31 protein-coding genes are annotated in these 26,226 nt (G+C 64.1%); 1 reads left to right on the plus strand and 30 read right to left on the minus strand.

Features of this window, described 5'->3' with window-relative positions; translation table 11 throughout:
- Positions 1 to 8: 8 nt before the first annotated feature.
- The 30 genes from SPO_RS14040 to SPO_RS14180 form a co-directional block, all read right to left on the minus strand.
- Positions 9 to 1,550, minus strand: a complete 1,542-nt coding sequence (locus tag SPO_RS14040) for an NADH-quinone oxidoreductase subunit M (protein WP_011048463.1) — start codon at positions 1,548 to 1,550, stop codon at positions 9 to 11.
- Positions 1,550 to 3,694 (minus strand): NADH-quinone oxidoreductase subunit L, encoded by a 2,145-nt coding sequence (nuoL, locus tag SPO_RS14045; protein WP_011048464.1) that lies wholly within the window; start codon positions 3,692 to 3,694, stop codon positions 1,550 to 1,552. Before nuoL ends, SPO_RS14040 begins: the two co-directional genes overlap by 1 nt.
- Before the next feature lie 6 nt (positions 3,695 to 3,700).
- A complete protein-coding gene (gene nuoK / locus SPO_RS14050) occupies positions 3,701 to 4,006 on the minus strand; it encodes an NADH-quinone oxidoreductase subunit NuoK (RefSeq protein ID WP_011048465.1) in 306 nt (101 codons plus the stop codon).
- Positions 4,007 to 4,084: 78 nt separating this feature from the next.
- Positions 4,085 to 4,687: an NADH-quinone oxidoreductase subunit J gene (locus SPO_RS14055; RefSeq protein WP_011048466.1), complete on the minus strand. Its 603-nt coding sequence runs from the start codon at positions 4,685 to 4,687 to the stop codon at positions 4,085 to 4,087.
- Positions 4,684 to 5,103 carry a carboxymuconolactone decarboxylase family protein gene (locus SPO_RS14060; protein WP_011048467.1) on the minus strand — a complete coding sequence of 140 codons (420 nt, stop codon included), beginning with the start codon at positions 5,101 to 5,103 and terminating at the stop codon, positions 4,684 to 4,686. The genes SPO_RS14055 and SPO_RS14060 overlap by 4 nt, the downstream gene beginning before the upstream one ends.
- Entirely contained in the window at positions 5,100 to 5,969 is an 870-nt protein-coding gene (locus tag SPO_RS14065) for a hypothetical protein (protein ID WP_011048468.1), read from the minus strand. The genes SPO_RS14060 and SPO_RS14065 overlap by 4 nt, the downstream gene beginning before the upstream one ends.
- Positions 5,966 to 6,460, minus strand: coding sequence for an NADH-quinone oxidoreductase subunit NuoI (gene nuoI, locus SPO_RS14070; protein WP_011048469.1), 495 nt, complete (start codon positions 6,458 to 6,460; stop codon positions 5,966 to 5,968). The genes SPO_RS14065 and nuoI overlap by 4 nt, the downstream gene beginning before the upstream one ends.
- Positions 6,457 to 6,672 carry a hypothetical protein gene (locus SPO_RS14075; protein ID WP_011048470.1) on the minus strand — a complete coding sequence of 72 codons (216 nt, stop codon included), beginning with the start codon at positions 6,670 to 6,672 and terminating at the stop codon, positions 6,457 to 6,459. Before SPO_RS14075 ends, nuoI begins: the two co-directional genes overlap by 4 nt.
- Before the next feature lies 1 nt (position 6,673).
- Positions 6,674 to 7,711 carry an NADH-quinone oxidoreductase subunit NuoH gene (nuoH, locus tag SPO_RS14080; protein ID WP_011048471.1) on the minus strand — a complete coding sequence of 346 codons (1,038 nt, stop codon included), beginning with the start codon at positions 7,709 to 7,711 and terminating at the stop codon, positions 6,674 to 6,676.
- Between the two features lie 6 nt (positions 7,712 to 7,717).
- Positions 7,718 to 8,104, minus strand: coding sequence for a hypothetical protein (locus tag SPO_RS14085; protein ID WP_011048472.1), 387 nt, complete (start codon positions 8,102 to 8,104; stop codon positions 7,718 to 7,720).
- The gene (gene nuoG / locus SPO_RS14090) at positions 8,101 to 10,125 is read right to left on the minus strand and encodes an NADH-quinone oxidoreductase subunit NuoG (RefSeq protein ID WP_011048473.1); all 2,025 of its coding nucleotides are present in this window, start codon (positions 10,123 to 10,125) and stop codon (positions 8,101 to 8,103) included. The genes SPO_RS14085 and nuoG overlap by 4 nt, the downstream gene beginning before the upstream one ends.
- Positions 10,126 to 10,128: 3 nt before the next feature.
- The gene (locus SPO_RS14095; protein WP_044028547.1) at positions 10,129 to 10,533 is read right to left on the minus strand and encodes a DUF5333 domain-containing protein; all 405 of its coding nucleotides are present in this window, start codon (positions 10,531 to 10,533) and stop codon (positions 10,129 to 10,131) included.
- A 98-nt stretch (positions 10,534 to 10,631) separates the two neighbouring features.
- Positions 10,632 to 11,006 (minus strand): hypothetical protein, encoded by a 375-nt coding sequence (locus tag SPO_RS14100; protein ID WP_044029300.1) that lies wholly within the window; start codon positions 11,004 to 11,006, stop codon positions 10,632 to 10,634.
- Between the two features lie 5 nt (positions 11,007 to 11,011).
- A complete protein-coding gene (nuoF, locus tag SPO_RS14105; protein WP_011048476.1) occupies positions 11,012 to 12,310 on the minus strand; it encodes an NADH-quinone oxidoreductase subunit NuoF in 1,299 nt (432 codons plus the stop codon).
- Between the two features lie 9 nt (positions 12,311 to 12,319).
- Entirely contained in the window at positions 12,320 to 12,547 is a 228-nt protein-coding gene (locus tag SPO_RS14110) for a DUF5337 domain-containing protein (protein ID WP_044028549.1), read from the minus strand.
- 21 nt (positions 12,548 to 12,568) lie between these two features.
- Entirely contained in the window at positions 12,569 to 13,015 is a 447-nt protein-coding gene (locus tag SPO_RS14115) for a hypothetical protein (RefSeq protein WP_011048478.1), read from the minus strand.
- Positions 13,016 to 13,037: 22 nt separating this feature from the next.
- Positions 13,038 to 14,282 carry an NADH-quinone oxidoreductase subunit E gene (locus SPO_RS14120; protein WP_011048479.1) on the minus strand — a complete coding sequence of 415 codons (1,245 nt, stop codon included), beginning with the start codon at positions 14,280 to 14,282 and terminating at the stop codon, positions 13,038 to 13,040.
- A 25-nt stretch (positions 14,283 to 14,307) separates the two neighbouring features.
- The gene (locus tag SPO_RS14125; protein WP_011048480.1) at positions 14,308 to 14,619 is read right to left on the minus strand and encodes a hypothetical protein; all 312 of its coding nucleotides are present in this window, start codon (positions 14,617 to 14,619) and stop codon (positions 14,308 to 14,310) included.
- Positions 14,616 to 15,830 carry an NADH-quinone oxidoreductase subunit D gene (locus SPO_RS14130; protein WP_144084070.1) on the minus strand — a complete coding sequence of 405 codons (1,215 nt, stop codon included), beginning with the start codon at positions 15,828 to 15,830 and terminating at the stop codon, positions 14,616 to 14,618. The genes SPO_RS14125 and SPO_RS14130 overlap by 4 nt, the downstream gene beginning before the upstream one ends.
- A 78-nt stretch (positions 15,831 to 15,908) precedes the next feature.
- The gene (locus SPO_RS23210) at positions 15,909 to 16,046 is read right to left on the minus strand and encodes a hypothetical protein (RefSeq protein WP_011048482.1); all 138 of its coding nucleotides are present in this window, start codon (positions 16,044 to 16,046) and stop codon (positions 15,909 to 15,911) included.
- A 1-nt stretch (position 16,047) separates the two neighbouring features.
- Positions 16,048 to 16,221 (minus strand): hypothetical protein, encoded by a 174-nt coding sequence (locus SPO_RS23215; RefSeq protein ID WP_044028554.1) that lies wholly within the window; start codon positions 16,219 to 16,221, stop codon positions 16,048 to 16,050.
- A gap of 3 nt (positions 16,222 to 16,224) precedes the next feature.
- Positions 16,225 to 16,827, minus strand: coding sequence for an NADH-quinone oxidoreductase subunit C (locus tag SPO_RS14140; RefSeq protein ID WP_011048483.1), 603 nt, complete (start codon positions 16,825 to 16,827; stop codon positions 16,225 to 16,227).
- A 12-nt stretch (positions 16,828 to 16,839) separates the two neighbouring features.
- Positions 16,840 to 17,373: a NuoB/complex I 20 kDa subunit family protein gene (locus SPO_RS14145; protein WP_030003237.1), complete on the minus strand. Its 534-nt coding sequence runs from the start codon at positions 17,371 to 17,373 to the stop codon at positions 16,840 to 16,842.
- Positions 17,364 to 17,729, minus strand: a complete 366-nt coding sequence (locus SPO_RS14150; protein ID WP_011048485.1) for an NADH-quinone oxidoreductase subunit A — start codon at positions 17,727 to 17,729, stop codon at positions 17,364 to 17,366. Before SPO_RS14150 ends, SPO_RS14145 begins: the two co-directional genes overlap by 10 nt.
- Positions 17,730 to 17,914: 185 nt before the next feature.
- Positions 17,915 to 18,703, minus strand: coding sequence for a crotonase/enoyl-CoA hydratase family protein (locus tag SPO_RS14155; RefSeq protein WP_011048486.1), 789 nt, complete (start codon positions 18,701 to 18,703; stop codon positions 17,915 to 17,917).
- 66 nt (positions 18,704 to 18,769) lie between these two features.
- A complete protein-coding gene (locus tag SPO_RS14160) occupies positions 18,770 to 19,624 on the minus strand; it encodes a hydroxymethylglutaryl-CoA lyase (RefSeq protein WP_011048487.1) in 855 nt (284 codons plus the stop codon).
- A gap of 65 nt (positions 19,625 to 19,689) precedes the next feature.
- Positions 19,690 to 21,627 carry an acetyl/propionyl/methylcrotonyl-CoA carboxylase subunit alpha gene (locus SPO_RS14165; protein ID WP_011048488.1) on the minus strand — a complete coding sequence of 646 codons (1,938 nt, stop codon included), beginning with the start codon at positions 21,625 to 21,627 and terminating at the stop codon, positions 19,690 to 19,692.
- A gap of 18 nt (positions 21,628 to 21,645) precedes the next feature.
- Entirely contained in the window at positions 21,646 to 22,212 is a 567-nt protein-coding gene (locus tag SPO_RS22270) for a thermonuclease family protein (protein WP_011048489.1), read from the minus strand.
- Positions 22,213 to 22,298: 86 nt separating this feature from the next.
- Positions 22,299 to 23,903, minus strand: a complete 1,605-nt coding sequence (locus SPO_RS14175) for a carboxyl transferase domain-containing protein (RefSeq protein ID WP_011048490.1) — start codon at positions 23,901 to 23,903, stop codon at positions 22,299 to 22,301.
- Positions 23,900 to 25,432 carry an AMP-binding protein gene (locus SPO_RS14180; protein WP_011048491.1) on the minus strand — a complete coding sequence of 511 codons (1,533 nt, stop codon included), beginning with the start codon at positions 25,430 to 25,432 and terminating at the stop codon, positions 23,900 to 23,902. Before SPO_RS14180 ends, SPO_RS14175 begins: the two co-directional genes overlap by 4 nt.
- A 167-nt stretch (positions 25,433 to 25,599) precedes the next feature.
- On the opposite strand from SPO_RS14180, the gene SPO_RS14185 reads away from it, so the two are divergent.
- Complete coding sequence (locus tag SPO_RS14185) at positions 25,600 to 26,205, plus strand: OmpW/AlkL family protein (protein WP_011048492.1); 606 nt, start codon at positions 25,600 to 25,602, stop codon at positions 26,203 to 26,205.
- Positions 26,206 to 26,226: the final 21 nt, after the last annotated feature.

The following is a 26,226-nucleotide window of genomic DNA, read 5'->3' on the forward strand; positions in this document are numbered from 1 at the left end:
AAGCTCCCTTAATGCGATGCGACCTGGGTCGCGGTCTCGGCCGCGGCCAGGGCCGTGTCAAAGTTCGAAATCAGCGCAGCGGTCGACGGCCCGATGATATCGGTGACCAGCGCGGGATAGACCCCCAGCAGGATGGTCATCACGATCAGCGGCGCAAAGATGGCGCGCTCGCGCGAGGTCATGTCGGTGATCGCCTTCAGGCTTTCCTTGATCAGGTCCCCGAACACCACACGGCGATAGAGCCACAGCGCATAACCCGCCGAGAAGATCACGCCCGAGGCGGCAACCGCCGCGACCCAGGTGTTCTTCTGGAAGGTGCCCATCAGGGTCAGGAATTCACCGATGAAGCCGCTGGTGCCCGGCAGGCCTACATTGGCCATGGTGAACAGCATGAACACGCGGGCATAGGTCGGCATCCGGTTCACCAAACCGCCATAGGCGTCGATGTCGCGGGTATGCATCCGGTCATAGATCACGCCGACACAGAGGAACAGCGCCGCCGAGATGAAGCCGTGGCTGAGCATCTGAAAGATCGCCCCGTCGACACCCTGCTGGTTGGCGGCAAAGATGCCCATGGTGACAAAGCCCATATGCGCAACCGAGGAATAGGCGATCAGCTTTTTCATGTCCTCCTGCACCATCGCCACAAGCGAGGTGTAGACAACCGCGATGGCCGAGAGCCACAGGATCAGGTCTGTCATCACTTCTGCCCCCACCGGGAACATCGGCAGGCTGAAGCGCAGGAAGCCGTAACCCCCCATCTTCAACAGGATCGCGGCCAGCACCACCGAACCGGCGGTCGGCGCCTGCACGTGAGCGTCAGGCAACCAGGTATGCACCGGCCACATCGGCATCTTGACCGCAAAGCTGGCGAAGAAGGCCAGGAACATCAGGGTCTGCGCCCCGCCCAGCACATGCACGCCAAGCAGGCTGAAGCTCTCGGACGAGAACTGATGCTTCATCAGCAGCGCGATATCGGTGGTGCCGGCATCCACATACATGGACACCATCGCCACCAGCATCAGCACCGAGCCGAGGAAGGTGTAGAGGAAGAACTTGAAGGAGGCATAGATGCGTTCCTTGCCGCCCCAGATCCCGATGATCAGGAACATCGGGATCAGGCCCGCCTCGAAGAACAGGTAGAACAGCACCAGGTCGAGCGCCATGAACACGCCCAGCATGAGCGTTTCCAGCAGCAGGAAGGCGATCATGTATTCCTTGACGCGGGTCGTCACCTCCCAGCTGGCCAGGATGGTCAGCGGCATGATGAAGGTGGTCAGCAGCACGAAGAGAACGCTGATCCCGTCGACGCCCATCTTGTATTTCAGCCCCATCAGCCATTCGCCCTCTTCCACCATCTGGAAGCCGGTGTCGGCCGGATCAAAGCCGGTATAGATGCCGATGGACACAAGGAAGGTCACGGTCGTCGCAAACAGCGCCACCCATTTGGCATTGCGCTGGGCTGCAGCGTCCTCGCCCCGCAGGAACACGGCCAGGATTGCCGCGGCCAGGGCCGGGATGAAGGTGACAATGGAAAGGATGTTGTCCATCAGTGTGCGCCCCCGCCGATCGACATCCAGGTGACCAGGGCAGCGATGCCCAGAACCATCCAGAAAGCGTAAGTAAAGATGTAGCCCGACTGCGCCTTGCCCGCGAGGCGGGTGAAATAGGGCACCACGCCCATTGCGACGCCGTTCAGGAAGCCGTCGATCGTGCCGCCGTCACCGCGTTTCCACAGGAGCCGACCCAGGGCCAGCGCCGGGCGGACAAAGATAGCGTCGTAGATCTCGTCGAAATACCACTTGTTCTTGAGGAACAGGTAGAGCGGACGCTGATTGGCCGCCAGCCGCTTGGGCAGCTCGGGATTGACGATGTAGAACAGGTAGGCCAGCGCCAGACCCAGTACCATGGCGATGAAGGGCGAGACCTTGACCCATTTCGGGGCCGCGTGGGCATCGTCCAGCACATGGTTGTCGGGACCGAAATACAGCGCCCCGTCGCCCGGTGCCCCGGCAAAGGCTGCGTGATGCGCGCCCTCGGCCACCGCGTGGGCCGCTTCTCCGCCGTGACCGGCGTCGTCGCTGCCATGGGCCGCCTCGCTGGTGGTGACGGTGTCACTGTCCGAGGCGCCATGGGCCGCGTCCTGGCCACCCGCCGCGGCCTCGGCCACGGGGATGCCATAGAACTTGCCCACCTGATCCGCATGGCCAAAGAAGTTGCCGTACCAGATCATGCCTGCAAACACCGCGCCCAGGCTGAGCACGCCCAGCGGCACCAGCATCACCTTGGGGCTTTCATGGGCGTGATCATGGGTATGCTTGTCGCCCCGCGCCTCGCCATAGAAAGTCAGGAACATCAGCCGCCAGCTGTAGAACGATGTCATGAACGCGGCGATCACCAGCAGCCAGAAGCCATAGGCCGACCCGCCTGCATAGGCGCTTTCGATGATCGCGTCCTTGGACAGGAACCCGGCAAAGCCGATGGTGGTCAGCGGGATGCCGACACCGGTGATGGCCAGCGTACCGATCATCATCGCCCAGAACGTATAGGGGATTTTTTTGCGCAGCGCGCCATAGTTCGTCATGTCCTGCTCGTGATGCATCGCATGGATGACCGAGCCGGCGCCGAGGAACAAAAGCGCCTTGAAGAAGGCATGCGTGAACAGGTGGAACATCGCCGCCGAATACATGCCCACACCCGCGGCCACGAACATGTAGCCCAGCTGCGAACAGGTCGAATAGGCGATCACCCGCTTGATGTCGGTCTGCACCAGACCCACGGTCGCGGCAAAGAACGCGGTGGTGGCGCCCAGCACGGTGATGAACCCGGCCGCACCCGGCGCAAATTCATAGAGCGGCGACATGCGGCAGACCAGGAACACACCCGCGGTCACCATGGTCGCCGCGTGGATCAGCGCCGACACCGGGGTCGGGCCTTCCATCGCGTCGGGCAGCCAGGTGTGCAGGATCAACTGCGCCGACTTGCCCATCGCGCCGATGAAGAGCAGCACGCCGATCACCTCGGCCGCGTTCCATTCGCGCCACAGGAAGGTCAGCTGCGTTTCGGCCAGCGTCGGCACGGCCGCGAAGATATCCGAGAAGTTGATGCTGTCGACCAGGAAGAACAGGGCAAAGATACCCAGCGCAAAGCCGAAGTCACCTACCCGGTTGACGATGAAAGCCTTCATCGCCGCCGCATTGGCGCTGGGTTTGCGATAGTAGAACCCGATCAGCAGGTACGAGGCGACGCCCACGCCCTCCCAGCCAAAGAACATCTGCACCAGGTTGTCCGCCGTCACCAGCATCAGCATGGCGAAGGTGAAGAAGGACAGATAGGCAAAGAAGCGCGGTTTGTAGCTTTCGCCGGTGCGCCACTGCGGGTCGTGATCCATGTAGCCAAAGCTGTAGAGATGCACGAGTGCGGAGACGGTGGTGACCACGATCAGCATGATCGCGGTCAGCCGGTCAAGGCGGATCGACCACGAGGTCGAGAGCGACCCGCTCTCGATCCAGCGCAGGATCTCGATCTGCTGGGTGTGCCCGTCAAAGCCCAGAAAGACGATCCAGCTGAGCGCGCAGGCCAGGAACAACAGGCCCGTGGCAGTCCACATGGCGGCCTTTTCGCCGATGAACTTCCAGCCGAACCCGCAGAGAATGGCGCCCACAAGCGGGGCAAAGAGGATGGTTGTTTCCATGATCCCTTACCCCTTCATCACGTTGACGTCTTCGACGTCGATGGTGCCGCGGTTGCGGAAGAAACAGACGAGGATGGCCAGACCGATGGCGGCCTCGGCGGCGGCCACGGTCAGCACGAAGAGCGTGAAGACCTGCCCGACCAGATCGCCCAGAAAGGACGAAAAGGCCACCAGGTTGATGTTCACCGCCAGAAGCATCAGTTCGATGCTCATCAGCAGAACGATCACGTTCTTGCGGTTCAGGAACAGACCGAAAATGCCGATGACGAACAACGTCGCCGCGACCGTTAGATAATGTTCAAGTCCGATCATTCGTCCATCCTGTCCTTCGCGCGGCACCGAAATCTTGCAAAGATTTCGGGCCGATTTTTTTGCAAAAAATCGGGTCGCTCACAGCCCCTGCCCCGGTTTCACGTCCTTGAGTTCCATCGCTTTGGCCGGGTCGCGCATCATCTGCGCGACGATGTCCTGGCGCTTGACGTCCTGACGGTGGCGCAGGGTCAGCACGATCGCGCCAATCATCGCCACCAGCAGGATCAGACCGGCAAGCTGGAACAGAAGGAAATACTGGTCATAAATGATAAGGCCCAGGGCCTCGGTATTGTGGCGATCCGCCGGCATCGGCTGGGCCAGATGCCCGGCCGCGCCTTCGGCGGTTTCCCAGGCGCCATAGGCCATGACAAACTGCATCAGGATCACCAGCCCGATCAGCAAGGCCAGTGGCATATAGCGCGCCATCTCGGCCTTCAGCTCGGCGAAATCCACGTCCAGCATCATGACGACGAACAGGAACAGCACCGCGACCGCGCCCACATAGACGATGACCAGAAGCATGGCCACGAACTCGGCCCCCAACAGCACGAACAGCCCCGCCGACGAGATGAAGGCCAGGATGAGCCACAGAACCGAATGCACCGGCTGGCGGCTGATCACGGTGAACAGCCCGCCGGTGATGGCGCTGATGGCAAAGAGGTAAAACGCAAACACGCTCATTGATCATCGTCCCCATTATCGCCCATGACCTCTTGCGCCAGGTTCAGCGCACGGGTCATGGCCGGAATGCCGGCAAAGACCGACATCTGCCCGATCGTTTCCACGATCTCTTGTTTCCTTGCCCCCGCTTCCAGCGCGTGGCGCACGGTCTGGCGCACGGCCGTATCGGCCTGCGCACCCTGACAGGTCAACCCTGCCAGCGTCAGCAGCAGCCGGGTCTTGGCATCCAGCCCGTCCTTGTTGACGGTGTTGCCGAACATCAGCTCCATCACCTCTTTGGGCATGGTGGGCCACATCGCCTCGAACCCCTTGAAGGCCTCGGAGGGCGAGAAATTCTCGAAGCCCGGGTTGACCGCCTTGGCCATGGCCTGGCTCTGCTCAATCAACTGCTCGAACAGTTTCGACATGTCGGTCATGCAACACCTCTTTTGGCTTGTGGTTTGCCCATCCCGACCTCGGCCAGAAAATACCCCAGGAACGATCCCGGATCGGCCTCGCGCTCTTCCATCTGACCGCGGATTCTGCTGCCCCAGAGATGCACCGCCCAGGTGCGCTCGCTGAAGGAACGCGCGGCCACTTCGTAGGGGTCCCAGAACTGGCTCTTGTTCGAATACTGGATCGGAAAGATCACATCCTCGGCCAACGCCTCGCCGGTCCGGTTATGGATCTGCAACAGATGCCGCAGCACGAAGGGGCCGCTATAGCGGCGCGCATGCATCTGGCCGCGATGCATCGGCGTGTCGGTGCGGCGCAACTCGCGGATACGGGCATTGACCTGCGCGCCATAGAACGGCTGCGGCTCGGGGAATTCGTCTTCGACAGCGGCGATATAGTCGAGCAAGACCGGATCGTCGGGGGCGAAATACATGGTCGTGTTGGCGGGCAGATTGTCGTTGACCGCAAAGAACGAGCGTCGGATATCCGGGAACCGGTTCGAGACGGGCAGGAAATCGCTGTCGACCCAGGCCATGTTTTCCTGCCGGATCATGTGCAGACGGAAGATATCTGCCGCCATGGCACCCGGCAGGGCGCGCGCGCCTTCGACGGCGCGGTCCGAGAGGTCCCGCTCCATCACCTCACGAGCATCCCGGAAGGGGATGTCCGAAGGCAGGTTTTCCGGTCTCTGATACCCGAACAGGGTCACATCCCAACCGGCCCGGACCATGTTCAGCATGCACATGGTCTCCATCCGCGGCAGGCGCGGGCCAAGCCAGAGCGTCCCCAGCGGCGGGGTCGTCTTGCCAGGGGCAATGGACAGGGTATCCGGCAGGACGGGTTTCATCGGTAAGGCGCGTCCAGTTCGAGGTTGCGGGCGATCTCTGCCTCCCAGCGGTCGCCGTTCGACAGGAGTTTCTCCTTGTCATAGAACAGCTCTTCGCGGGTTTCGGTGGCGAACTCGAAATTCGGTCCCTCGACGATGGCATCGACCGGGCAGGCCTCCTGGCAGAAGCCGCAATAGATGCATTTGGTCATGTCGATGTCATAGCGCGTGGTGCGGCGGGAACCGTCCTCGCGCGGTTCGGCGTCGATGGTGATCGCCTGCGCCGGGCAGATCGCCTCGCACAGTTTACAGGCGATGCAGCGCTCTTCGCCATTCGGATAGCGGCGCAGGGCGTGTTCACCCCGGAACCGAGGGGACAGCGGGCCCTTTTCATGCGGGTAGTTGATGGTCGCCTTCGGGGAGAAGAAATACTTCAGGCCCAGCTTCATGCCGACCCAGAAGTCTTGCAGCAGGAAATACTTGGCAGCGCGGGTGTAGTCGATTTGGGTCATTTCTTCATCTCCCGCTCTCCTTGTTGCAGAGCGTCAATCTGCTTGGTCACCGTTTCCAATGCGGCGCAAGGATCAGACACGTTGATTTGCACGTCTTTCCTGATGCTTCCCAAGGGGAGGCTTTCATGTCCTTCGGAACACGCCCGCTCCAGCTGAGATTGCAGAGTGCTCAGCATTTCGATTTTCAGATCGATATCTACGCCATCTGACATATCAGCCTCCTACGCTCCAACGGGCGAATGCACCCCAGAACCAGTCGAATTTTGCCGCAAAGGCCACGAAGACCACCCAGACGAGGCTGAACGGCAGGAACACTTTCCAGCCCAACCGCATCAGCTGGTCATAGCGGTAGCGGGGCGTGATGGCCTTTACCATCGCGAAGATGAAGAAGAAGAACGCCATCTTGGCGACCATCCATAGCACGCCATCGGGCAGGCCTGGGATCGGCGACAGCCAGCCGCCGAAGAACAGCAGCGAGGTCAGCGCGCACATCAGGAAGATGGCGATGTATTCGCCTGCCATGAACAGCAGGAAAGGCGTGGCCGAGTATTCGACCTGATAACCGGCGACCAGTTCCGATTCCGCCTCGGGCAGGTCGAAGGGCGGGCGGTTGGTTTCGGCCAGCGCCGAGATGAAGAACAGGAAGACCATCGGGAAATGCGGCAGCCAGTACCAGCCGAAGAAGCCCCAGCCGGTATCCTGCGCCCGCACGATATCGCCGAAGTTCATCGACCCGGTCGACAAGATCACCCCGATGATGATGAGGCCGATCGAGACCTCGTAAGAGATCATCTGCGCGGCGGACCGCAGGCTGCCCAGGAACGGGTATTTCGAGTTCGAGGCCCAGCCGCCCATGATCACGCCGTAAACCTCGAGCGAGGAGACGGCGAACACATAGAGGATGGCGACGTTGATATCGCTCAGCACCCAGCCATCGTTGAACGGGATCACCGCCCAGGCGATCATCGCCAGCACAAAGGATGTCATCGGCGCGAGGATGAACACCGTCCGGTCGGCGCCGGCGGGAATGACCACTTCCTTGACCACATATTTCAGCGCGTCGGCCACCGATTGCAGCAGGCCGTAGACGCCCACCACGTTGGGGCCCCGGCGCATCTGGACCGCGGCCCAGATCTTGCGGTCGCCATAGACGAGGAAGAGAAGCGAGATCATCACAAAGGCAACGACCGCAAGCACTTGTGCCAGGATGATCAGGGCTATGCCGCCTGGGGTGTCAAAGAATTCAGCCATAGGTCCTCACACCGTGGGTATTCCGTTTTCGGCGCAGTGCGCGACCACGACTTCGGCGTCGATGGTCTTTGCCCCGCGCGGCAGGGATGGCGAGATGGTGTAAACAGCATCCGCCGCCCACACGCCACCCTTTTCGTTCACATTCGTGCGCAAATGGCGCGCAAAGCCGTAGCCCCGGATCAGGGCATACTGGGCCGCCGCGCATTCGGCATAGTCATCCAGATCGGCAACGCTGCGCGCGCCGCTCATCCGCACCCCGAATTGCACCAGATCACCTTCCAGCAGCGCGGTTTCGACACCCATGTATTGGGGCGCGAAACGCGACACCTGATCCTGCGCCGGGTCGGCGCAGGCCATCAGGGCCAGGGGCGATATGAGCGCGAGACGGGTCATTCTGCGGCGATCTTCTCCGCCCGGCGCGCCTTGGCGGCGGCCGAAAGTTCCGCCATCAGGGCGCTGGCCCGGGCAATCGGGTTGGACAGATAGAAATCGTCCACCGCGATGCGGAAGCTGGCCGTGCCCAGCGGGCCCTGTTCCAGCGCCTCGACCGCGTTTTCCGGCACCTGGTCGATCTGCGCCAGATGCGGCACCTCAGCCACCAGCGCCTGACGCAGCTGCGCCAGCGAATCAAAGGGCAGCGTCGCGCCCAGCTCGGCGCTCAGCGCCCGCAGGATGGCCCAGTTTTCCTTGGCCTCGCCCGGAGCAAACCCCGCGCGCATCGCCAGTTGCGGGCGCCCTTCGGTGTTGACGAACAGGCCGTTTTCCTCGGTATAGGCGGCGCCGGGCAGGATCACGTCGGCGCGATGTGCGCCCCGGTCGCCATGGCTGCCCTGATAGATAACAAAGGCTCCGGCGTCGATTTCGACCTCGTCGGCACCCAGGTTATAGATCACCTCGGCCCCGTCGATCGCGGCCTCGATGCCGCCCTCGGTCACCGCGCCGATATCCATGGCCCCCACACGACCCGCCGCGCTGTGCAGCACCAAAAGGCCCGAGCCCGAGATTTCGGCCATCTTCTGCGCCGCGGCCAGAACCGCCAGACCATCGGCCTCGCGCAGGGCGCCCTGCCCCACGATCACCAGCGATTTCTTGTTGTCGCGGGTCTCGTCCGAGACGCCCTCGGCGATCATGTCGGCCAGCGCCTGCCGGTCGGTGCCGGCATGATAATAGTCATAGGTCAGATCGGCGGCGGGGCCGATCAGCGCCACTTCGGCGCCGCGGCTCCAGGCCTTGCGGATACGCGCGTTCAGCACCGGCGCCTCGTCGCGCGGGTTGGTGCCGATCAGCAGGATCATATCGGCGTCGTCGATATCCTCGATGGCGGCGGTGCCCACATAGGCGCCCCGGTTGCCGATCGGCAGGCGAGCATTGTCGACGCGGCATTCCACCTTGCCGCCCTGCCCCTCGACCAGCTGTTTCAGTGCAAACGCGGCCTCGACCGGGACCAGATCGCCAATCAGGCCGGCAAGTTTCTTGCCCTTCATCGCGGTAGCAGCGGCGCTCAGCGCCTCGGGCCAGGTGGCGGGCTTCAGCTTGCCATCGATACGCACATAGGGGCGGTCGAGCCGCTGGCGGCGCAGCCCGTCCCAGACGAAACGGGTCTTGTCGCTGATCCACTCTTCGTTCACGCCGTCATGGTTGCGCGGCAGGATGCGCATCACTTCGCGCCCCTTGGTATCGACGCGGATGTTCGACCCCAGCGCATCCATCACGTCGATGCTCTCGGTCTTGGTCAGCTCCCAGGGCCGGGCGGTGAACGCATAGGGTTTCGAGGTCAGCGCCCCCACCGGGCAAAGGTCGATGATGTTGCCCTGAAGGTTCGAGTCCAGCGTCTGGTTCAGATAGCTGGTGATCTCGGCATCCTCACCCCGGCCGGTCTGGCCCATCTGGGTGATGCCCGCCACCTCGGTGGTGAAGCGCACGCAGCGCGTGCAGCTGATGCAACGGGTCATCGCGGTGCCGACCAGCGGGCCCAGATCCAGATCGTCCACCGCGCGCTTGGCCTCGCGGAAGCGGCTGAAATCGACGCCATAAGCCATCGCCTGATCCTGCAGGTCGCATTCGCCGCCCTGATCGCAGATCGGGCAATCCAGCGGGTGGTTGATCAGCAGGAATTCCATCACGCCTTCGCGGGCCTTCTTGACCATGGGCGAGTTGGTCTTGACCACCGGCGGCTGGCCTTCCGGCCCCGGGCGCAGGTCGCGCACCTGCATCGCGCAGGAGGCCGCCGGTTTCGGCGGGCCGCCCACGACCTCGACCAGGCACATCCGGCAATTGCCAGCGATCGACAGACGCTCGTGATAGCAGAAGCGCGGCACCTCGATCCCGGCCACTTCGCAGGCCTGAATCAGGGTCATCGCGCCCTCGACTTCGATCTCGTGCCCGTCGATGTTGATCTTGCGGAGGTCAGACATGATCTAATTCGCCCTCAGTAGCGCGCCGATTGCGCTGTTGTTCGAAATTTCCAGCCGGCCCAGTCGGCACAGGTCGCCCGGCTTGTCATAGTTGAGGCCCAGTTTGGCCATGTATTGCCGTCCGCGGTCGCGGAACCGTTCCTTTTCGACGTCGCTGTCCAGCACGGCGCGGATCTCGCTGTCGGAATAGCCCAGTTCGTTGGCGCGGGCGCGCAGGCGGCGGATCTCGCCGATCCCCTTGAACAGGCGCCCGTCGATCTCGTCGCAGTTCTTGCGGATCTCGTTGGCGACCACGATGGTAAAGATGCCGTCGGCGATCTCGGGCACCTCGCGCAGGGGCGGTTTGGCCGCAGCGGCCGAGGCTGCGATGGCAAGGCTTGCGGCAGCGGTCAGGATGGATTTGAGCATGGCATGTCCTTTCGGTCTGGAAGATCCAGACCGATGCACGCCGGGCCTGTTATTCAATAACAGCGCGCCCGATCGGCAAGGATATGCCAACCGCCCGTTCATGGCCGCTGACAGGTGCCCTGAAAGGTCATCTTGTCCCCCTCGATCCGCAACTGCGCGGGCTCGCTGTCGGGGCCGACCTGCCAGTCGATCTTGGAACTGCCGTAATTGGCGATGCAATACGAGATGCCGCCATGGCGACCCGCCTCGCGTGCGTCGTCAAACGACTGGCTGACCTTGTCCACCGTCACCGTGAACACCGACAGCGTCGCCTTCTTGTCGACCGGCTTGGCCTTGACCGGAAAGAAATGCCCGCCAAACAGAAGCCGGTTCTCGCGCTTGGTGCTGTTGCAGGCCGCGGTTGCGGCGACCGCACCGATCAACAAGGCCAGAGCGGCCCTTTGGGGGAAGCGAGAGGCAGTGGGGTTGCTCATCACGTTCACTCCGCCGCCATCGCGCCCATGCGGCCCGATTTCTGTGCCTTGATGCGATCCTCGATCTCGTCGCGGAAGTTGCGGATCAGGCCCTGGATCGGCCAGGCCGCCGCATCGCCCAGGGCGCAGATGGTGTGGCCCTCGACCTGCTTGGTCACGTCCCAGAGCATGTCGATCTCTTCCGGCTCGGCCTCGCCGCGCACCAGACGGTCCATCACCCGCATCATCCAGCCGGTGCCCTCGCGGCAGGGGGTACACTGGCCGCAGCTTTCATGCTTGTAGAATTTGCTGAGGCGCCAGATCGCCTTCACGATATCGGTGGATTTGTCCATCACGATCACCGCCGCCGTGCCCAGGCCCGAGCCCAGTTCGCCGCGCAGGTAATCGAAATCCATGATCGCGTCCTTCATCTTTTCCCCGCGCACGCAGGGAACCGAGGAGCCGCCCGGGATCACGGCCAGCAAGTTGTCCCAGCCGCCGCGAATGCCGCCGCAATGGGTCTCGATCAGTTCCTCGAACGAGATCGACATCGCCTCTTCGACCACGCAGGGGTTGTTCACATGGCCCGAGATGGCAAACAGCTTGGTGCCGGCGTTGTTCTGGCGGCCAAAGCCCGCGAACCATTCCGGTCCGCGCCGCAGGATGGTGGGCACGACGGCGATGGATTCGACGTTGTTGACCGTGGTCGGGCAGCCATAAAGCCCCGCACCCGCCGGAAAGGGCGGTTTCATCCGGGGCATGCCCTTCTTGCCCTCGAGGCTTTCGATCAGCGCGGTTTCCTCGCCGCAGATATAGGCGCCCGCACCGTGATGCAGGTAGAGGTCGAAATCCCAGCCGGATTTGGCGGCATTCTTGCCCAAGAGACCCGCGTCATAGGCCTCGTCAATCGCGGCCTGCAGCGCCTCGCGCTCGCGGATGTATTCGCCGCGAATGTAGATATAGCAGGCGTTTGCGTTCATCGCGAAACTGGCGATCAGGCAGCCTTCGATCAGCGTATGCGGATCGTGGCGCATGATCTCGCGGTCCTTGCAGGTGCCCGGCTCGGATTCGTCGGCATTGACCACCAGATAGGACGGGCGGCCATCGCTTTCCTTGGGCATGAAGGACCATTTCAGACCGGTCGGAAAGCCCGCGCCGCCGCGCCCGCGCAGCCCGCTGTCCTTCATCTGCTGGATGATCCAGTCCCGCCCCTTGCCGATGATGCCGGCGGTTCCGTCCCAATGGCCGCGTGCCATTGCGCCTTTCAGCGTGCGGTCGTGCATCCCGTAGAGATTGGTAAAGATCCGGTCCTGATCCTTCAGCATGCTTCCTGCCTACCTTTGGCTATCCTGACGCAGGCGCCAGAGTTGAAAAATGTTGATCACCGCATAGATGAACCCGGCAAGCGCCGCGAAATCGATCAGCAGCGCATATCGGCCCGGCAGCCCAAGCGCCGGACCGATGAACATCGACAGGACAAGCCACAGCACCATGGTCACCGCAATGACCAAGGCGATATGGCGACCCTTGCGGGCAATGACCTGTTCCAGTTTCTCGTCCATGTTTCCAGTGCGCGCCACGGATCACGTCGTGGCACTGTTTCCTTCATATCGCCACGTGCCCTTGCGCGCGGCCAGTTCAGCTTCGCCCGGCAAGGCCTTGGAGGGCTGAACCAAATTCATCTCTTCCGCGGCCTCGGCCTGGGCCGCGACCGGCTCGGGTTCCGCTGCCGCGCTTGCCACCGGCGCTTGTTCCACCGGCGCTTGTTCCATCGGCGCCGGGGCGCTTGGCGCGGCCTCGGCCGGGGTTTGCGTGGCCAGTTCGGCCCGCTCCTGGGCCTCCTGCACCGCGCCTGACATCCGTCCGCCAAGGTAACCGCCAGCGGCAAAGGCCACCACACCGGCGATAACGGCGGTCGTGACACTTGTCTGACCAAACACCAGGATCACCCCTGCGACCACGAGCCCGCCATAGGCCGCCCGTTTCCAGACACGCGCGGTGTCTGCCGTTCTATCTTTCGTGGTCGTCATGGTGTGGTCTCCTTGTTGTCAGTTATTCGTCGTAGATTCCGTCCTTCTTCGCCCGTTTGGCAAATTCCGTTTCCTCGCCCGCCGCCAGTTGGCGGGCCTGTTCGATCCAGCCGTCGCGTTCGATCCGGCCCTTGAATGTCAGGCGGGCATCGACCCAGGCCACCTGGGCCGGGGTCCAGGCCGCGACCTGGTCGAAATGGTAAAAGCCCAGCTCGTTGAGCAGACCTTCGAGCTTGGGCCCAACGCCCTTGAGCAGCTTGAGGTCGTCGGCCCCGCCCTCGCGCGCGGCGGACAGGGTCAGCGGCTGTTCCTCGCCGGCATCGCCGGTTGCGTCCGCTTGGGCGACCTCTGCCGCAGGTGCTTCATACCGCCAGCTTCCCTTGCGGGCGGCCAGCTCCTCTTGACCCGGCAGCGCGGCCGAGGGTTTCAGCACCGGTTCGGCCTCGGGCTTGGGCGCGGGTTTCGCCTCGGCCTTGGGGGTCTGCTTGACCGCCGGTTTCGGGGCGGCGGGTGCGGGCGGCGGGCTGACCTTGCCCGCGCGGCTGGCGACGGTTCCGTCCTTGCCGATCCAGGGCGTCAGCAGCGGCACTTCGGTGCCGTCGATCCGCTTGACCGTATCGCCGATATCGGTGGCCAGTTGCACGCTGGCATTATAGCGGGTCTTGCCACTGTCATATTCGGTCAAGCTGGTCAGACCCTTGAGCGGTTCCGACGCGTAACGCCCGTTCTGGGGGCCGGGCACCGGCACCTTGCCAGCAGCCAGCTCGTCCAGAAGCTCGCCGAACCGCTTGGCGGTCAGGTCTTCGTAATAATCCTTGCCGATCTGGGCCATGGGCGCATTGGTGCAGGACCCGAGGCATTCAACCTCTTCCCAGCTGAACTTGCCATCGGCGGACAGGGTATGCGGCTTGTCGGCGATCTTTTCCTTGCAGACCGCGATCAGATCCTCGGCGCCGCAGATCATGCAGGACGTGGTGCCACAGATCTGGATATGCGCCACGGTTCCAACCGGTTGCAGTTGGAACATGAAGTAGAAGGAGGCCACTTCGAGAACCCGGATATAGGCCATGCCCAGCATATCGGCGACCGCTTCGATGGCGGGCCGGGTCAGCCAGCCCTCCTGCTCCTGTGCGCGCCAGAGCAGCGGGATGACCGCGCTGGCCTGACGGCCTTCGGGAAACTTGGTGACCTGCGCCTCGGCCCAGGCCAGGTTGGCGGGCGTAAAGGCAAAGCTGTCGGGCTGTTCGGGATGCAGACGGCGTAGCATTGTGTTCTTGTCCTTCTCGTTCCCGTTACGCGGCGCAGGGACCGGTGTTGATCCGGATGGTATTGCCATCCGCCACCCGTTCCGCCTTGCCCCTAGACAGATAATTCGCGGTGATCGCCAGCGTCTGCTCGCGGCTCAATCCCGCCTGAAAATCCACCGCGCCGTATTGGCGCTCGTCCCGCAGCACGCAGCCGACACTGGCCACGGCGTCCAGATAGTCGGCGCGCATTTCACCGGTGATCACGCCGGTGTTACCCTCGCCCGTGGGCGCAACCTCACAGGCGGCCAGCCCGGCCAGCATGCCCATCCCGGTCAAAATGGATCGCATCGGGCTCATCTGTCGATCTCCCCGAACACGATGTCCATGGTGCCGATGATGGCGGCGACGTCGGCCAGCTGGTGGCCCCTGGCGACATGGTCCATCGCCTGAAGATGCAGATAGCCCGGCGCCCGGATCTTGGACCGGTAGGGTTTGTTGGTGCCATCGGCGACCAGATAGACGCCAAACTCGCCCTTCGGCGCCTCGACGGCGGCATAGACCTCGCCCGCGGGCACGTGGAACCCTTCGGTATACAGCTTGAAGTGATGGATCAGGCTTTCCATCGAGGTCTTCATGTCGCCGCGCTTGGGCGGCGTCAGCTTGCCGCGCGCCAGCACGTCACCGGGGCAGTCGCGCAGCTTGGCGATGGCCTGACGGATGATCGAGATCGACTGGCGCATCTCTTCCATCCGGCACAGGTAGCGGTCGTAACAGTCGCCGTTCTTGCCCACCGGCACCTGAAACTCGAACTCGTCATAGCATTCATAGGGCTGCGCGCGGCGCAAATCCCAGGCCAGGCCCGAGCCGCGCACCATCACGCCGGAAAAGCCGTATTGCAGGATCTCTTCCTCGCTCACCACGCCGATATCGCAGTTGCGCTGCTTGAAAATGCGGTTCTCGGTCAAGAGACCGTCGATATCGTCGAGCACGTTGGGGAAAGTATGGCTCCACGCCTCGATATCGTCCAACAGCGCGTCGGGAAGGTCCTGATGCACGCCGCCGGGCCGGAAATAGGCCGCGTGCAGGCGCGCGCCACAGGCCCGCTCGTAGAACACCATCAGCTTCTCACGCTCTTCGAACCCCCACAGCGGCGGGGTCAGCGCGCCCACGTCCATCGCCTGGGTGGTCACGTTCAAGAGGTGGTTCAGGATGCGGCCGATTTCCGAATACAGCACCCGGATCAGGCTGGCGCGGCGCGGCACCTCGACACCCGTCAGCTTTTCAATGGCAAGACACCAGGCATGTTCCTGGTTCATCGGCGCCACATAGTCGAGCCGGTCGAAATAGGGCAGGTTCTGCAGATAGGTGCGGCTTTCCATCAGCTTTTCGGTGCCGCGATGCAACAGCCCGATATGAGGGTCGCAGCGTTCGACGATCTCGCCGTCAAGCTCCAGCACCATCCGCAGCACACCGTGCGCCGCCGGGTGCTGGGGGCCGAAGTTGATGTTGAAGTTGCGGATCTTCTGCTCGCCCGTCAGCGCGTCCTCGAAGCCCTTGCCGCCATCCATCATCTGTCTCTCCTGTCCGGGCGCCCTGCCCGGCTTGTCGTGTCGTACCGGCCCTGTCGGGCGCGGCCCATGCGGGCGTCAGCGACGCGCCCGCGCATTCCGTTTTGCCGCGGCCCGCACGCGGGCGCGTTCCGCTTGAGCCGCCTTGGCCGCCGCCCCTGCCAGAGCCAGCCCCAGCGCCGCCAGCGCGGCCAGTTCCCCCAGGATCGTCAGCATGTCAGCGTCGCTCCATCTCTTGCAGCTTCATGGCCATGATCCACAGCAGCACGATGACCACCGGCGAGATCACACAGGCAAAGGCCCAGTTCCGGTTGATCCCGAAATGCGGCAGCAGCTTGATCATCGGGATGACCGTCGCAACCACCAAAGCAATCCAGATCAGGAACTCCATGGCTTACCCCTCTTTCTTCTCGTCTCCCGGAAGGATGTAATCGGCGCCTTCCCAGGGGGACATGAAATCGAACTGCCGGTATTCCTGAACCAGGCTGACGGGTTCGTAGACCACCCGCTTTTCCGCCTCGTCATAGCGGACCTCGGTATAGCCGGTGGTCGGGAAATCCTTGCGCAGCGGATAGCCCCGGAACCCGTAATCCGTCAGGATGCGGCGCAGGTCGGGGTGGCCGGTGAACAGGATGCCGAACATGTCGAACACCTCGCGCTCGAACCAGTTGGCCGAGGGGTGCACATCGGTGATCGACGGCACCATGTCATCCTCGCGGATCGAGACCCGCAGGCGGATGCGCTGGTTCTGATACATGCTGAGGAAGTGATAGACCACGTCGAACCGCTTGGCCCGTTCGGGATAGTCAACGGCGGTGATATCGACCAGCGTCGAAAAGCGGCAGCTGCTGTCCGAGCGCAGGAAATCCACGAAATCGACCAGGTTCGACGGCGCCACATCCACGTTCAACTCGCCAAAGGTCACATCCCAGGACAGGATGCAATCGGCGCGTTTCAGCTCCAGATGGGTGCCCAGTTCTCTGAGTGCGTCGCTCATCAGGCTCTCTCCTCAGCGCACGATGGTGCCGGTGCGGCGGATCTTGCGTTGCAGCTGCAACAGACCGTACAGCAGCGCCTCGGCGGTCGGAGGGCAGCCGGGCACATAGATGTCGACCGGAACGATCCGGTCACAGCCGCGCACCACGGAATAGCTGTAGTGGTAATAGCCGCCACCATTGGCGCAGGAGCCCATCGAGATCACGTAACGCGGTTCGGGCATCTGGTCATAGACCTTGCGCAGCGCGGGCGCCATCTTGTTGGTCAGCGTGCCGGCCACGATCATTACGTCCGACTGGCGCGGCGACGCACGCGGCGCGATGCCGAACCGTTCGGCGTCATAGCGCGGCATCGAGGTATGCATCATCTCGACCGCGCAGCAGGCCAGACCAAAGGTCATCCAGTGCAGCGAGCCGGTACGCGCCCAGTTGATGATATCCTCGGTCGAGGTCAGCAGAAACCCTTTGTCCTGCAACTCGGCGTTCAGGGCCTGGGTGGCGACTTCCTTGTCGACGCCCGCGGTGTTGGCACCCGTCATCACTGCCATTCCAGCGCCCCTTTCTTCCATTCATAGGCAAAGCCGATGGTCAGCACGCCCAGGAACACCATCATCGACCAGAAGCCCACATCGCTCATGTCCTTGAAGCCGACGGCCCAGGGAAACAGGAAGGCGATTTCCAGATCGAAGATGATGAACAGGATCGAGACCAGATAGAACCGGACGTCGAATTTCATCCGCGCATCATCGAATGCGTTGAAGCCGCATTCATAGGCGCTGACCTTTTCGGGATCGGGATTGCGGACCGCCAGCACGACGGCGGCGAGAATCAGGACAAGGCCCAGGCCAGCGGCGACGGCCAGAAACACCAGGATCGGGAGGTATTCCCGCAACAGCTCTTCCACGAGTGGCTCCTTTCCTGCGCGCCCAGTCGGGGACGCGCCGTCAATTGGCGTGTTGACTGGACCTTCTCTACCCGCGCCCGACCAGAGGGTCAACTGAACGAACGCGTCCTGCCGCGCTTATTTCGACGCGGCAGGTATCGGTTTTCAGGCAAGTTTTCAGACAGGTGCCCGCGAGGGGTGGGCGATCAAACCTGAGTGTTCCATGCAGGTTTGCGCTTGTCGAAGAAGGCACCGATTCCCTCGCGGGCCTCGTCGGTCTCCCAGCGGTCGACCAGCGCCCGGATCGTGCGGTCGATGACGGCGTCATCGACGCGCGGTCCCAGATCGCGGATCAGCGCCTTGGCCGAGGCGACGGCGCCGGGCGCGCAGGCCAGATAGGGGGTGACCTCGGCCTCGATCGCGGCGGCAAGCCCATCGGCGGGCACGGCGCGGGCCAGAAGACCCAGTTCCACCGCTTCGGCGGCCCCGAACAGGCGCCCCGACATGAAGACGCGGCGCGCGCGCGCCTCGCCCATGCGAGCAATGACATAGGGGCCGATGGTGGCGGGGATGATGCCCAGCCGGGTCTCGGTCAGGCCCATCTTGAGCGTGTCGACCCCGATGGCGATATCGCAGACGCTGGCCATGCCGACACCGCCGCCAAAGGCGTTGCCCTGCACCGCGCCGATCAACGGCTTGGGCAGGCTGTTGAGCGCCTGCAGCATCTCGGCCAGCTTGCGTGCCTCGACAAAGCGGGTTTCGGCATCGGCAGCCATCTGCGCCTGCATCCAGCCCAGATCGCCCCCGGCGCAAAAGCTCTTTCCGGCGCCGGTCAGCACCACGACACGCACCGCGTCGTCCGCGGCTAGCCCGGCGGCGGCGGCGCTGAGATCGGCCAGCATCTGCGCCGACATGGCATTGTGTTTCTCCGCCCGGTCGAGCGTCAGGGTGGCAACCCCGCGCGCATCCGTGTCGATGGTGATGGTTTCGTACATGACCTCTCCTTCAGAACCGTTTTCCGGCACGGAAAACGGGCCGGAATTCTTGCAGAATTCCGGGTCTCACCCGGTGCGCATGGCCCGCGCCATATCCGCCGCTTCGGCGATCACATCCATGTCGAGCCCGGTCTGATAGCCCAGCCGTTCCAGATGCGCCGCAACCGCCTCGGTCGCCACATTGCCCGCCGCGCCCGGCGCATAGGGGCAGCCGCCCAAGCCGCCCACGGCAGCATCGAAGACCCGCACGCCCAGCGCCAGCGAGGCGTCGATATTGGCCAGCGCCCGCCCTGCCGTGTCGTGGTAATGCCCCGCCAGCCGCGAGACCGGCACCCGCTCGCGCACCGCCAGCAGCATGCGCGCGATCTTGTCCGGCGTCGCCTGCCCGATCGTGTCGCCCAGCGAAATCTCGTAACAGCCGAGCGCGAACAGCCGGTCGGCCACCTCGGCCACCTTCTCGGGCGCCACTGCCCCGTCATAGGGGCAGTCGGTCACGCAAGAGACATAGCCCCGCACCGGCAGGTCGATATGGCGCGCGGCCTCGAGAATCGGTTCGAACCGCGCGATGCTCTCTTCGATGGAGGCGTTGATATTGGCCTTGGAAAACCCCTCGGACGCCGAGGCAAACACCGCGATTTCATCGGCGCGCGCCGCCAGCGCATCCTCGTAGCCGCGCATGTTCGGGGTCAGCGCCGCATAGCGCACGCCCTCGGCGCGGGTGATCCCGGACAGCACCTCGGCAGACCCGGCCATCTGCGGCACCCATTTCGGCGAGACGAAGCTGGCCACCTCGATCCGGCGGAACCCGGCGCGGCTGAGGCAATCGACCAGCGCCACCTTCTCCGCCACCGGAATCTCGCGTTTCTCGTTCTGCAGGCCGTCACGCGGCCCCATCTCGAAGATTTCGACCCAGTCGCCCATCGCCGCACTCCCGTCCCGTTGCGCTCAGTTCATTCGCTCCAACGCCGCATGTTCGCGGCGGCGCGTCAAGCCTCTTCCTCGACCAGACGCACCAGCGCGGCACCGGCCTCGACCTGGGCGCCAGCCTCGGCCAGCACTTCGGCCACCACCCCGTCGCGGGCAGCCAGCAGCGAATGTTCCATCTTCATTGCCTCCAGGATGGCAAGACGGTCGCCCTCCTGCACCGCCTGACCGGCCGCGGCAAACACCGCCTTGACCAAGCCCGGCATCGGCGCCAGCACCACATTTGTGTCGCCACCGGCGCTGCTGTCGCGCTCAAGCGGGTCGATGATGTCGAAGGGCAGACCATAGCCGTCGAACACTGTGGCAACCCCACCCGCGACCGAGACATCGGGCATCGCCCGCCCGCCGATGCGCCAACGCCCGTCGTGCCGTTCGGCCACCACCTGATCCGCGCCGACCTGCCAGAGCTGACGATTGCGCCCCTCGACCTGCACATCGACAGCAAGCTCCTCGCCCTGCCAGCCAAGCGTGATCGCCCGGTGCAGCGGCGCCCAGAGGGTAAAGCCCTGTTCGGCCTGATCCCCGGCAAGGCCCAGCACCGCCATGGCGGCTGCGGCCACATGGCGCGGCTCGGGCGCGGGGGCCGCGACCAGCGCGTCGATATCGCGCCCGATCAGGCCCGTATCCACATCGCCAGCAGCAAAGCCCGCATGCCGGGTCAGCGCACCAAGAAAGGCCAGGTTAGTGACGGTGCCGCCCACCTGGGTACCCGCGAGCGCCCGGTCGAGCCGCGACAGCGCTACTGCGCGGGTCGGCCCGTGCACGATCACCTTCGAGATCATCGGATCGTACCAGGGGCTGATGGTGTCGCCCGCACGCACGCCGCTGTCGGCGCGGCAGCCCTCGGGAAAAGCCAGATGACTGAGCGTGCCGGTGGCGGGCAGAAAGCCCTTGGGCACGTCCTCGGCATAAAGCCGCGCCTCAAAGGCATGGCCGGTGATGGACAGCTCCTCCTGCCGGGCGGGCAGGCTCTCGCCCGCAGCGACACGCAGCTGCCATTCCACCAGATCGACGCCGGTGATCGCCTCGGTCACCGGATGTTCGACCTGCAGGCGAGTGTTCATCTCCATGAACCAGAACCGGTCGGCACGCAGCCCGTCGGAGGCATCGACGATGAATTCCACAGTCCCTGCACCCTTGTAGCCGATGGCCTCGGCGGCGCGCACGCCCGCCTGCCCCATCGCGGCGCGCATCTCCTCGGTCATCCCGGGCGCGGGCGCCTCCTCGATCACCTTCTGGTGGCGGCGTTGCAGCGAGCAGTCGCGTTCGAACAGATGCACCGCATGGGTGCCGTCGCCGAATACCTGCACCTCGATATGGCGCGGCTTGGAGACGAATTTCTCGACCAGCACCGCGTCATTGCCAAAGGCGGTGCTGGCCTCGCCCCGCGCGCTGTCAAGCGCGGCGGCGAAATCCTGCGGACGCTCGACCAGGCGCATGCCCTTGCCGCCGCCGCCCGCGACCGCCTTAATCAGCACCGGGTAACCGATGGTATCGGCGGCGCCCGCCAGATGTTCGGGATCCTGATTGTCACCGTGATAGCCGGGCACAACGGGCACGCCCGCCTCGTGCATCAGCGCCTTGGCGGCGTCCTTGAGGCCCATGGCCCGGATCGCGCTGGCCGAGGGACCGATGAAGGTAAGCCCCGCCGCCTCGACCGCGTCCACGAAACCGGGGTTCTCGGACAGGAAGCCATAACCGGGATGGATGGCCTGGGCACCGGTTTCCAAAGCGGCGGCGATGATCACATCGCCCTTGAGGTAGCTGTCGGCGGGCGCAGGGCCGCCGATATGCACCGCCTCATCCGCCATCGCCACATGTTTGGCACCGGCATCGGCATCGGAATAGACCGCAACACAGGCGACGCCCATGCGCTGCGCGGTTTCCATAACACGGCAGGCGATCTCGCCGCGATTGGCAATCAGGATCTTGTCAAACATCTGCGGCCTCCTTGACGGTCAGCCGCACCATTCCGATCGCTTGCCGCCGGAATAGGGACGGGCATGACCCGCATTGATCATAAGAGTTGATAGTCGTTTCCCGTCCACAAAGACCTGCGCAAGGCGCCGCTGGTAGCGGTCTGACCCCTGCAAAACGATGGTTGTCTCGCTGGACGTCAGCAAAACATAGCGAAGGTACCAGGTCGCCGCAGTCCCCCGCGCCAGTTCCGAGAGACAGCTCGAGCTGAACACCTCGGGCGTGTCGAAGCCCAACAACCGAACCTTTTGTACCCCGCGGGACGGGCACCAGATGCGCACCGTGTCGCCATCTGTAACCGAGACGATTCGACACTCGTCTGACTGAACGATCTGTCGAACCGCTATTGCGCTGTCCGGCAGCAGCTGGAGCAGCACAAGCCCAGCCGCGGCGGCTACCATAACCGCCCGCAGATAGACGCGCGGATCGAGAGGGGACCGCCGCCGTTTCTTTGGCAGCAAACCCATATCGAGCTTCGGCGTTTTTCGATAGCCGCGGCTGTAGGGAAGAACTCTGCCTTTGCGTGCCACCGAAAACCCCACGATCATCAGCCGGAATTCGCAACCCACATATCACATGCGTCACGGACAACTCTACCTCTGGCATTGCAACCTTCTGTCCCATGTTGCGCGCCTTACATCCGGAACACGCCGAACCGCGTGTCCTCGATCGGTGCATTGAGCGCGGCGCTCAGCGACAGGGCCAGCACATCGCGGCTCTTGCGAGGGTCGATGATGCCGTCGTCCCAAAGCCGGGCGCTGGCATAAAGCGGATGCGACTGGCGCTCGAACATCTCGAGCGTGGGGCGCTTGAACTCGGCCTCTTCCTCGGCCGACCAGCTGCCGCCCTGCCGTTCGATCCCGTCACGCTTGACGGTGGCGAGCACACCTGCCGCCTGCTCGCCGCCCATGACCGAGATGCGGCTGTTGGGCCAGGTCCACAGGAACCGGGGCTGATAGGCGCGCCCCGCCATGCCATAGTTGCCCGCCCCAAACGAGCCGCCCACCAGCATGGTGATCTTGGGCACGGCTGTAGTGGCGACCGCCGTCACCATCTTGGCGCCGTGGCGGGCGATGCCTTCGTTTTCATATTTTCGGCCCACCATGAAGCCGGTGATGTTCTGCAGGAACACCAGCGGGATCTTGCGCTGGCTGCAGAGTTCCACGAAATGCGCCGCCTTCTGCGCCGCCTCGCTGAAGATCACGCCGTTGTTGGCGATGATGCCGATCGGGCAGCCCTTGAGATGGGCGAAACCGCAGACGATGGTCTCGCCAAAGCGCGGCTTGAACTCGTCAAAGCGCGAGCCGTCGACCAGCCGCGCGATCACCTCGCGGATGTCATAGGGGGTTTTCAGATCGGCGGGCACCACGCCCAGGATCTCCTCGGGGTCATATGCCGGTTCTTCGGGGCTGGCCCAGTCCACCGTCAGCGGCTTGCGCCGGTTGAGCGAGCGCACGGCGCGCCGCGCCAGCGCCAGCGCATGGGCGTCATCCTCGGCCAGGTAATCGGCAACGCCCGACAGGCGGGTGTGCACATCACCGCCGCCCAGATCCTCGGCACTGACCACCTCGCCGGTGGCCGCCTTGACCAGCGGCGGGCCGGCCAGAAAGATGGTGCCCTGTTCCTTGACGATGATGGTGACGTCGGACATCGCGGGAACATAGGCGCCGCCTGCGGTGCACGATCCCATCACAACGGCGATTTGCGGGATGCCCTTGGCGCTCATCCGGGCCTGATTATAGAAGATGCGGCCAAAGTGGTCGCGATCCGGGAACACCTCGTCCTGGTTGGGCAGGTTGGCGCCGCCACTGTCCACCAGATAGATACAGGGCAGGTTGTTTTCCTCGGCGATCTCCTGCGCGCGCAGGTGCTTCTTGACCGTCATCGGGTAATAGGTGCCGCCCTTTACCGTGGCGTCGTTGCAGACGACCATGACCTCCTGCCCCTCGACCCGGCCGATCCCGGCGACGACACCGGCGGCAGGGGCCGCGTTGTCATACATGTCAAAAGCGGCAGTGGCGCCGATTTCGAGGAACGGAGAGCCCGCGTCGAGCAGGTTGGCCACCCGGCGGCGCGGCAGCATCTTGCCCCGGCTTTCGTGGCGGGCACGCGATTTCTCGCCCCCGCCCAGGCGCGCGGCCTCGGCCGCCGCCCCGATCTGCGCCAGCGCATCCAGATGCGCGGCACGGTTCGCCTTGAAGCCCTCGGAGGCGGGCATGGCCTTGGATGTGAGTTTCATGGATTGGCCTCCAGTTCTGCCGCTGCGCGGCGCTTCAATTCCTTGCGGATCACTTTGCCTGTCACCGTCATCGGCAGCGCGTCCAGAAACGCCACCTCGCGCGGGTAGGAATATTGGGCGAGCCGGTCCTTGACCCAAGTTTGCAACTCTTCTTCGCTGGCCCGGGCGCCGGGTTTCATCACCACATAGGCCTTGACGATCTCGGTTCTGAGCGGATCGGGCTTGCCCACCACGCCCACCGTCGCAACGCCCGGATGGGTCAGCAGGCAATCCTCGATCTCCGCCGGGCCGATGCGGTAGCCGGCCGAGGTGATCACGTCATCCTCGCGCCCCACGAAACGGAGGTAGTCGCCCTCCCACACGCCCCGGTCCCCGGTCACCAGCCAGTCGCCCCGAAACTTCTCGGCGGTGGCTGCCGGGTTGCGCCAGTATTCCAGCAGCATCGAGGCCGAACCGCGCCGCACGGCGACATCGCCCTCACCCCTTGTGGGCTGGCCCGTGTCGTCGATCACCGCCACCTCATGCCCCGGCACCGGCTTGCCGATACAGCCCGGGCGCACCGGGAAATCGGCGGCGCAGGACGACACGGTCATATTGCACTCGGTCTGGCCGTAGAATTCGTTGATCGTCAGGCCAAAGGCGCCCTCGCCCCAGGCCAGCATCTCGGCCCCCAACGGCTCGCCGCCCGAGGCGACCGAGCGCAGGCCAGGAAGCGCCTGATCCGCCGCCTTGAGCATGCGGAGCGCGGTGGGCGGAAAGAACACGTTCCTGACCCCGCCCTGTGCAATCACATCGGCGCAGGCTTCGGCGCTGAACTTGTCCAGCCGCGCAGCCACCACCGGAATGCCCAGCGCCAGCCCCGGCATCAACACATCGAACAGACCGCCGATCCAGGCCCAGTCGGCAGGCGTCCACAGGCAATCGCCGGGGCGCAGGTGGTTGTGGCTGATCGAGACCCCCGGCAGGTGCCCGGTCAGCACCCGGTGACCATGCAGCGCGCCCTTGGCCCGGCCCGTGGTGCCCGACGTATAGATCAGCACCGCCGGATCCTCGGGCCGCGTATCTGCCTGCGGCACCGGTTCGCCGGGCAGCCCGATCTCGGCCGCCATCAGCGGGGTCGCCAGATCGCCCAGCAGGGTCGCGCCCTCGGCATCGGTCAGCACCAGCCGCGCGCCCGCATCCTCCAGACGGCTGCGCAGCGCGTCCTGCTGGAACAGCTTGAACAGCGGCACCGAAATGGCGCCGATATGCCAGAGCGCCAGATGCGCCGCCGCGCACCAGGGCGACTGGCTGAGCAGCACGCCGACCCGGTCACCCGGCGCCACGCGCGGCAGCAGCGCCCGCGCCAGCCCCTGCACCATGCCGGACAGGTCCCCATGGGTGATGTCGCGCCGCGCGGGCCCGGTCAGGTCGATGATCGCCAGTGCACCCGCAGGTTGCGACAGGCACTGACGCGCCATGTTCAGACGCTCGGGCAGGTCCCAGCCGCCATCAGGGCGCAACCCCGGTATGCGCGCCGCGAATGTCATTGGAGGCGCCCCCGGAAAACCCCATGCGCAGAGGGGGTTCGAAACGTGTTTCTCAAATAAATATAATTGGTTACGCGGCGGAACCTAACCGAATCTTGATCCAGATCAGGGAAGTCGCATGTGTTCGGGCGCAGAACCGGGGCGTCAACTAAACCAAAGGTACTCTCATGACACGTATGGCTGCTGCCCTGGCGCTTTCCACCGCTCTTGCCACCCTGGCCGGACCGCTCGCGGCCCAATCTCAGGGCGACTGGACCGTCGGTCTTGGTGTGGGCTATGTGAACCCCAAATCCAACAACGGCACCATGGCCGGCGGCATCGCCACGGTGGATGACAACACCCGCCCGATCTTTACCGTCGAATATTTCATCCGCGACAATCTGGGCATCGAGTTGCTGGCCGCAACGCCGTTCAAACATGACGTTTCGATCAGCGGCATCGGCTATGCCGGCAATGTCAAACATCTGCCGCCCACCCTGTCGCTGAACTATCACTTCCCGACCAATTCCGCTTGGAAGCCCTATCTGGGGGTCGGTGTGAACTACACCACCTTCTTCGAGGAAAACTCGCCGCTTGGTACGCTGAAACTGGATGACAGCTTTGGCGTCGCCGTCAACGCGGGCGTCGACTATCAGATCAGCGACCGGGGCGCGCTGCGTCTGAACGCACGCTGGATCAACATCGAATCCGACGCCACGCTGAACGGTGCCGCGATCGGCACGGCCGAGATCGACCCGCTGGTGATCGGCATCCAGTACGTGCATCGGTTCTGATCCTCCCCTCGGCAAGACAGA

Source organism: Ruegeria pomeroyi DSS-3, from assembly GCF_000011965.2.
GTDB lineage: Bacteria > Pseudomonadota > Alphaproteobacteria > Rhodobacterales > Rhodobacteraceae > Ruegeria_B > Ruegeria_B pomeroyi.

Coding starts and splice junctions, on each gene's coding strand:
- SPO_RS14100 (WP_044029300.1), bottom strand. CDS start 11,006: ATGAGCAACCCCACTGCCTCTCGCTTCCCCCAAAGGGCCGCTCTGGCC.
- SPO_RS14060 (WP_011048467.1), bottom strand. CDS start 5,103: ATGACCGACATGTCGAAACTGTTCGAGCAGTTGATTGAGCAGAGCCAG.
- SPO_RS23210 (WP_011048482.1), bottom strand. CDS start 16,046: ATGCTGACGATCCTGGGGGAACTGGCCGCGCTGGCGGCGCTGGGGCTG.
- SPO_RS14160 (WP_011048487.1), bottom strand. CDS start 19,624: ATGGGCGACTGGGTCGAAATCTTCGAGATGGGGCCGCGTGACGGCCTG.
- SPO_RS14185 (WP_011048492.1), top strand. CDS start 25,600: ATGACACGTATGGCTGCTGCCCTGGCGCTTTCCACCGCTCTTGCCACC.
- nuoH (WP_011048471.1), bottom strand. CDS start 7,711: ATGGCTGAATTCTTTGACACCCCAGGCGGCATAGCCCTGATCATCCTG.
- SPO_RS23215 (WP_044028554.1), bottom strand. CDS start 16,221: ATGGAGTTCCTGATCTGGATTGCTTTGGTGGTTGCGACGGTCATCCCG.
- SPO_RS14155 (WP_011048486.1), bottom strand. CDS start 18,703: ATGTACGAAACCATCACCATCGACACGGATGCGCGCGGGGTTGCCACC.
- SPO_RS14115 (WP_011048478.1), bottom strand. CDS start 13,015: ATGACGACCACGAAAGATAGAACGGCAGACACCGCGCGTGTCTGGAAA.
- SPO_RS14075 (WP_011048470.1), bottom strand. CDS start 6,672: ATGTCAGATGGCGTAGATATCGATCTGAAAATCGAAATGCTGAGCACT.
- SPO_RS14125 (WP_011048480.1), bottom strand. CDS start 14,619: ATGAGCCCGATGCGATCCATTTTGACCGGGATGGGCATGCTGGCCGGG.
- SPO_RS14110 (WP_044028549.1), bottom strand. CDS start 12,547: ATGGACGAGAAACTGGAACAGGTCATTGCCCGCAAGGGTCGCCATATC.
- nuoF (WP_011048476.1), bottom strand. CDS start 12,310: ATGCTGAAGGATCAGGACCGGATCTTTACCAATCTCTACGGGATGCAC.
- SPO_RS14165 (WP_011048488.1), bottom strand. CDS start 21,627: ATGTTTGACAAGATCCTGATTGCCAATCGCGGCGAGATCGCCTGCCGT.
- nuoG (WP_011048473.1), bottom strand. CDS start 10,125: ATGTCTGACCTCCGCAAGATCAACATCGACGGGCACGAGATCGAAGTC.
- SPO_RS14145 (WP_030003237.1), bottom strand. CDS start 17,373: ATGGCAGTGATGACGGGTGCCAACACCGCGGGCGTCGACAAGGAAGTC.
- SPO_RS14055 (WP_011048466.1), bottom strand. CDS start 4,687: ATGAGCGTGTTTGCGTTTTACCTCTTTGCCATCAGCGCCATCACCGGC.
- SPO_RS14175 (WP_011048490.1), bottom strand. CDS start 23,903: ATGAAACTCACATCCAAGGCCATGCCCGCCTCCGAGGGCTTCAAGGCG.
- SPO_RS14085 (WP_011048472.1), bottom strand. CDS start 8,104: ATGACCCGTCTCGCGCTCATATCGCCCCTGGCCCTGATGGCCTGCGCC.
- SPO_RS14140 (WP_011048483.1), bottom strand. CDS start 16,827: ATGAGCGACGCACTCAGAGAACTGGGCACCCATCTGGAGCTGAAACGC.
- nuoL (WP_011048464.1), bottom strand. CDS start 3,694: ATGGAAACAACCATCCTCTTTGCCCCGCTTGTGGGCGCCATTCTCTGC.
- SPO_RS14120 (WP_011048479.1), bottom strand. CDS start 14,282: ATGCTACGCCGTCTGCATCCCGAACAGCCCGACAGCTTTGCCTTTACG.
- SPO_RS14040 (WP_011048463.1), bottom strand. CDS start 1,550: ATGGACAACATCCTTTCCATTGTCACCTTCATCCCGGCCCTGGCCGCG.
- SPO_RS14065 (WP_011048468.1), bottom strand. CDS start 5,969: ATGAAACCCGTCCTGCCGGATACCCTGTCCATTGCCCCTGGCAAGACG.
- SPO_RS14095 (WP_044028547.1), bottom strand. CDS start 10,533: ATGCTCAAATCCATCCTGACCGCTGCCGCAAGCCTTGCCATCGCAGCC.
- nuoK (WP_011048465.1), bottom strand. CDS start 4,006: ATGATCGGACTTGAACATTATCTAACGGTCGCGGCGACGTTGTTCGTC.
- nuoI (WP_011048469.1), bottom strand. CDS start 6,460: ATGACCCAAATCGACTACACCCGCGCTGCCAAGTATTTCCTGCTGCAA.
- SPO_RS22270 (WP_011048489.1), bottom strand. CDS start 22,212: ATGATCGTGGGGTTTTCGGTGGCACGCAAAGGCAGAGTTCTTCCCTAC.
- SPO_RS14130 (WP_144084070.1), bottom strand. CDS start 15,830: ATGGATGGCGGCAAGGGCTTCGAGGACGCGCTGACGGGCGAGCAGAAG.
- SPO_RS14180 (WP_011048491.1), bottom strand. CDS start 25,432: ATGACATTCGCGGCGCGCATACCGGGGTTGCGCCCTGATGGCGGCTGG.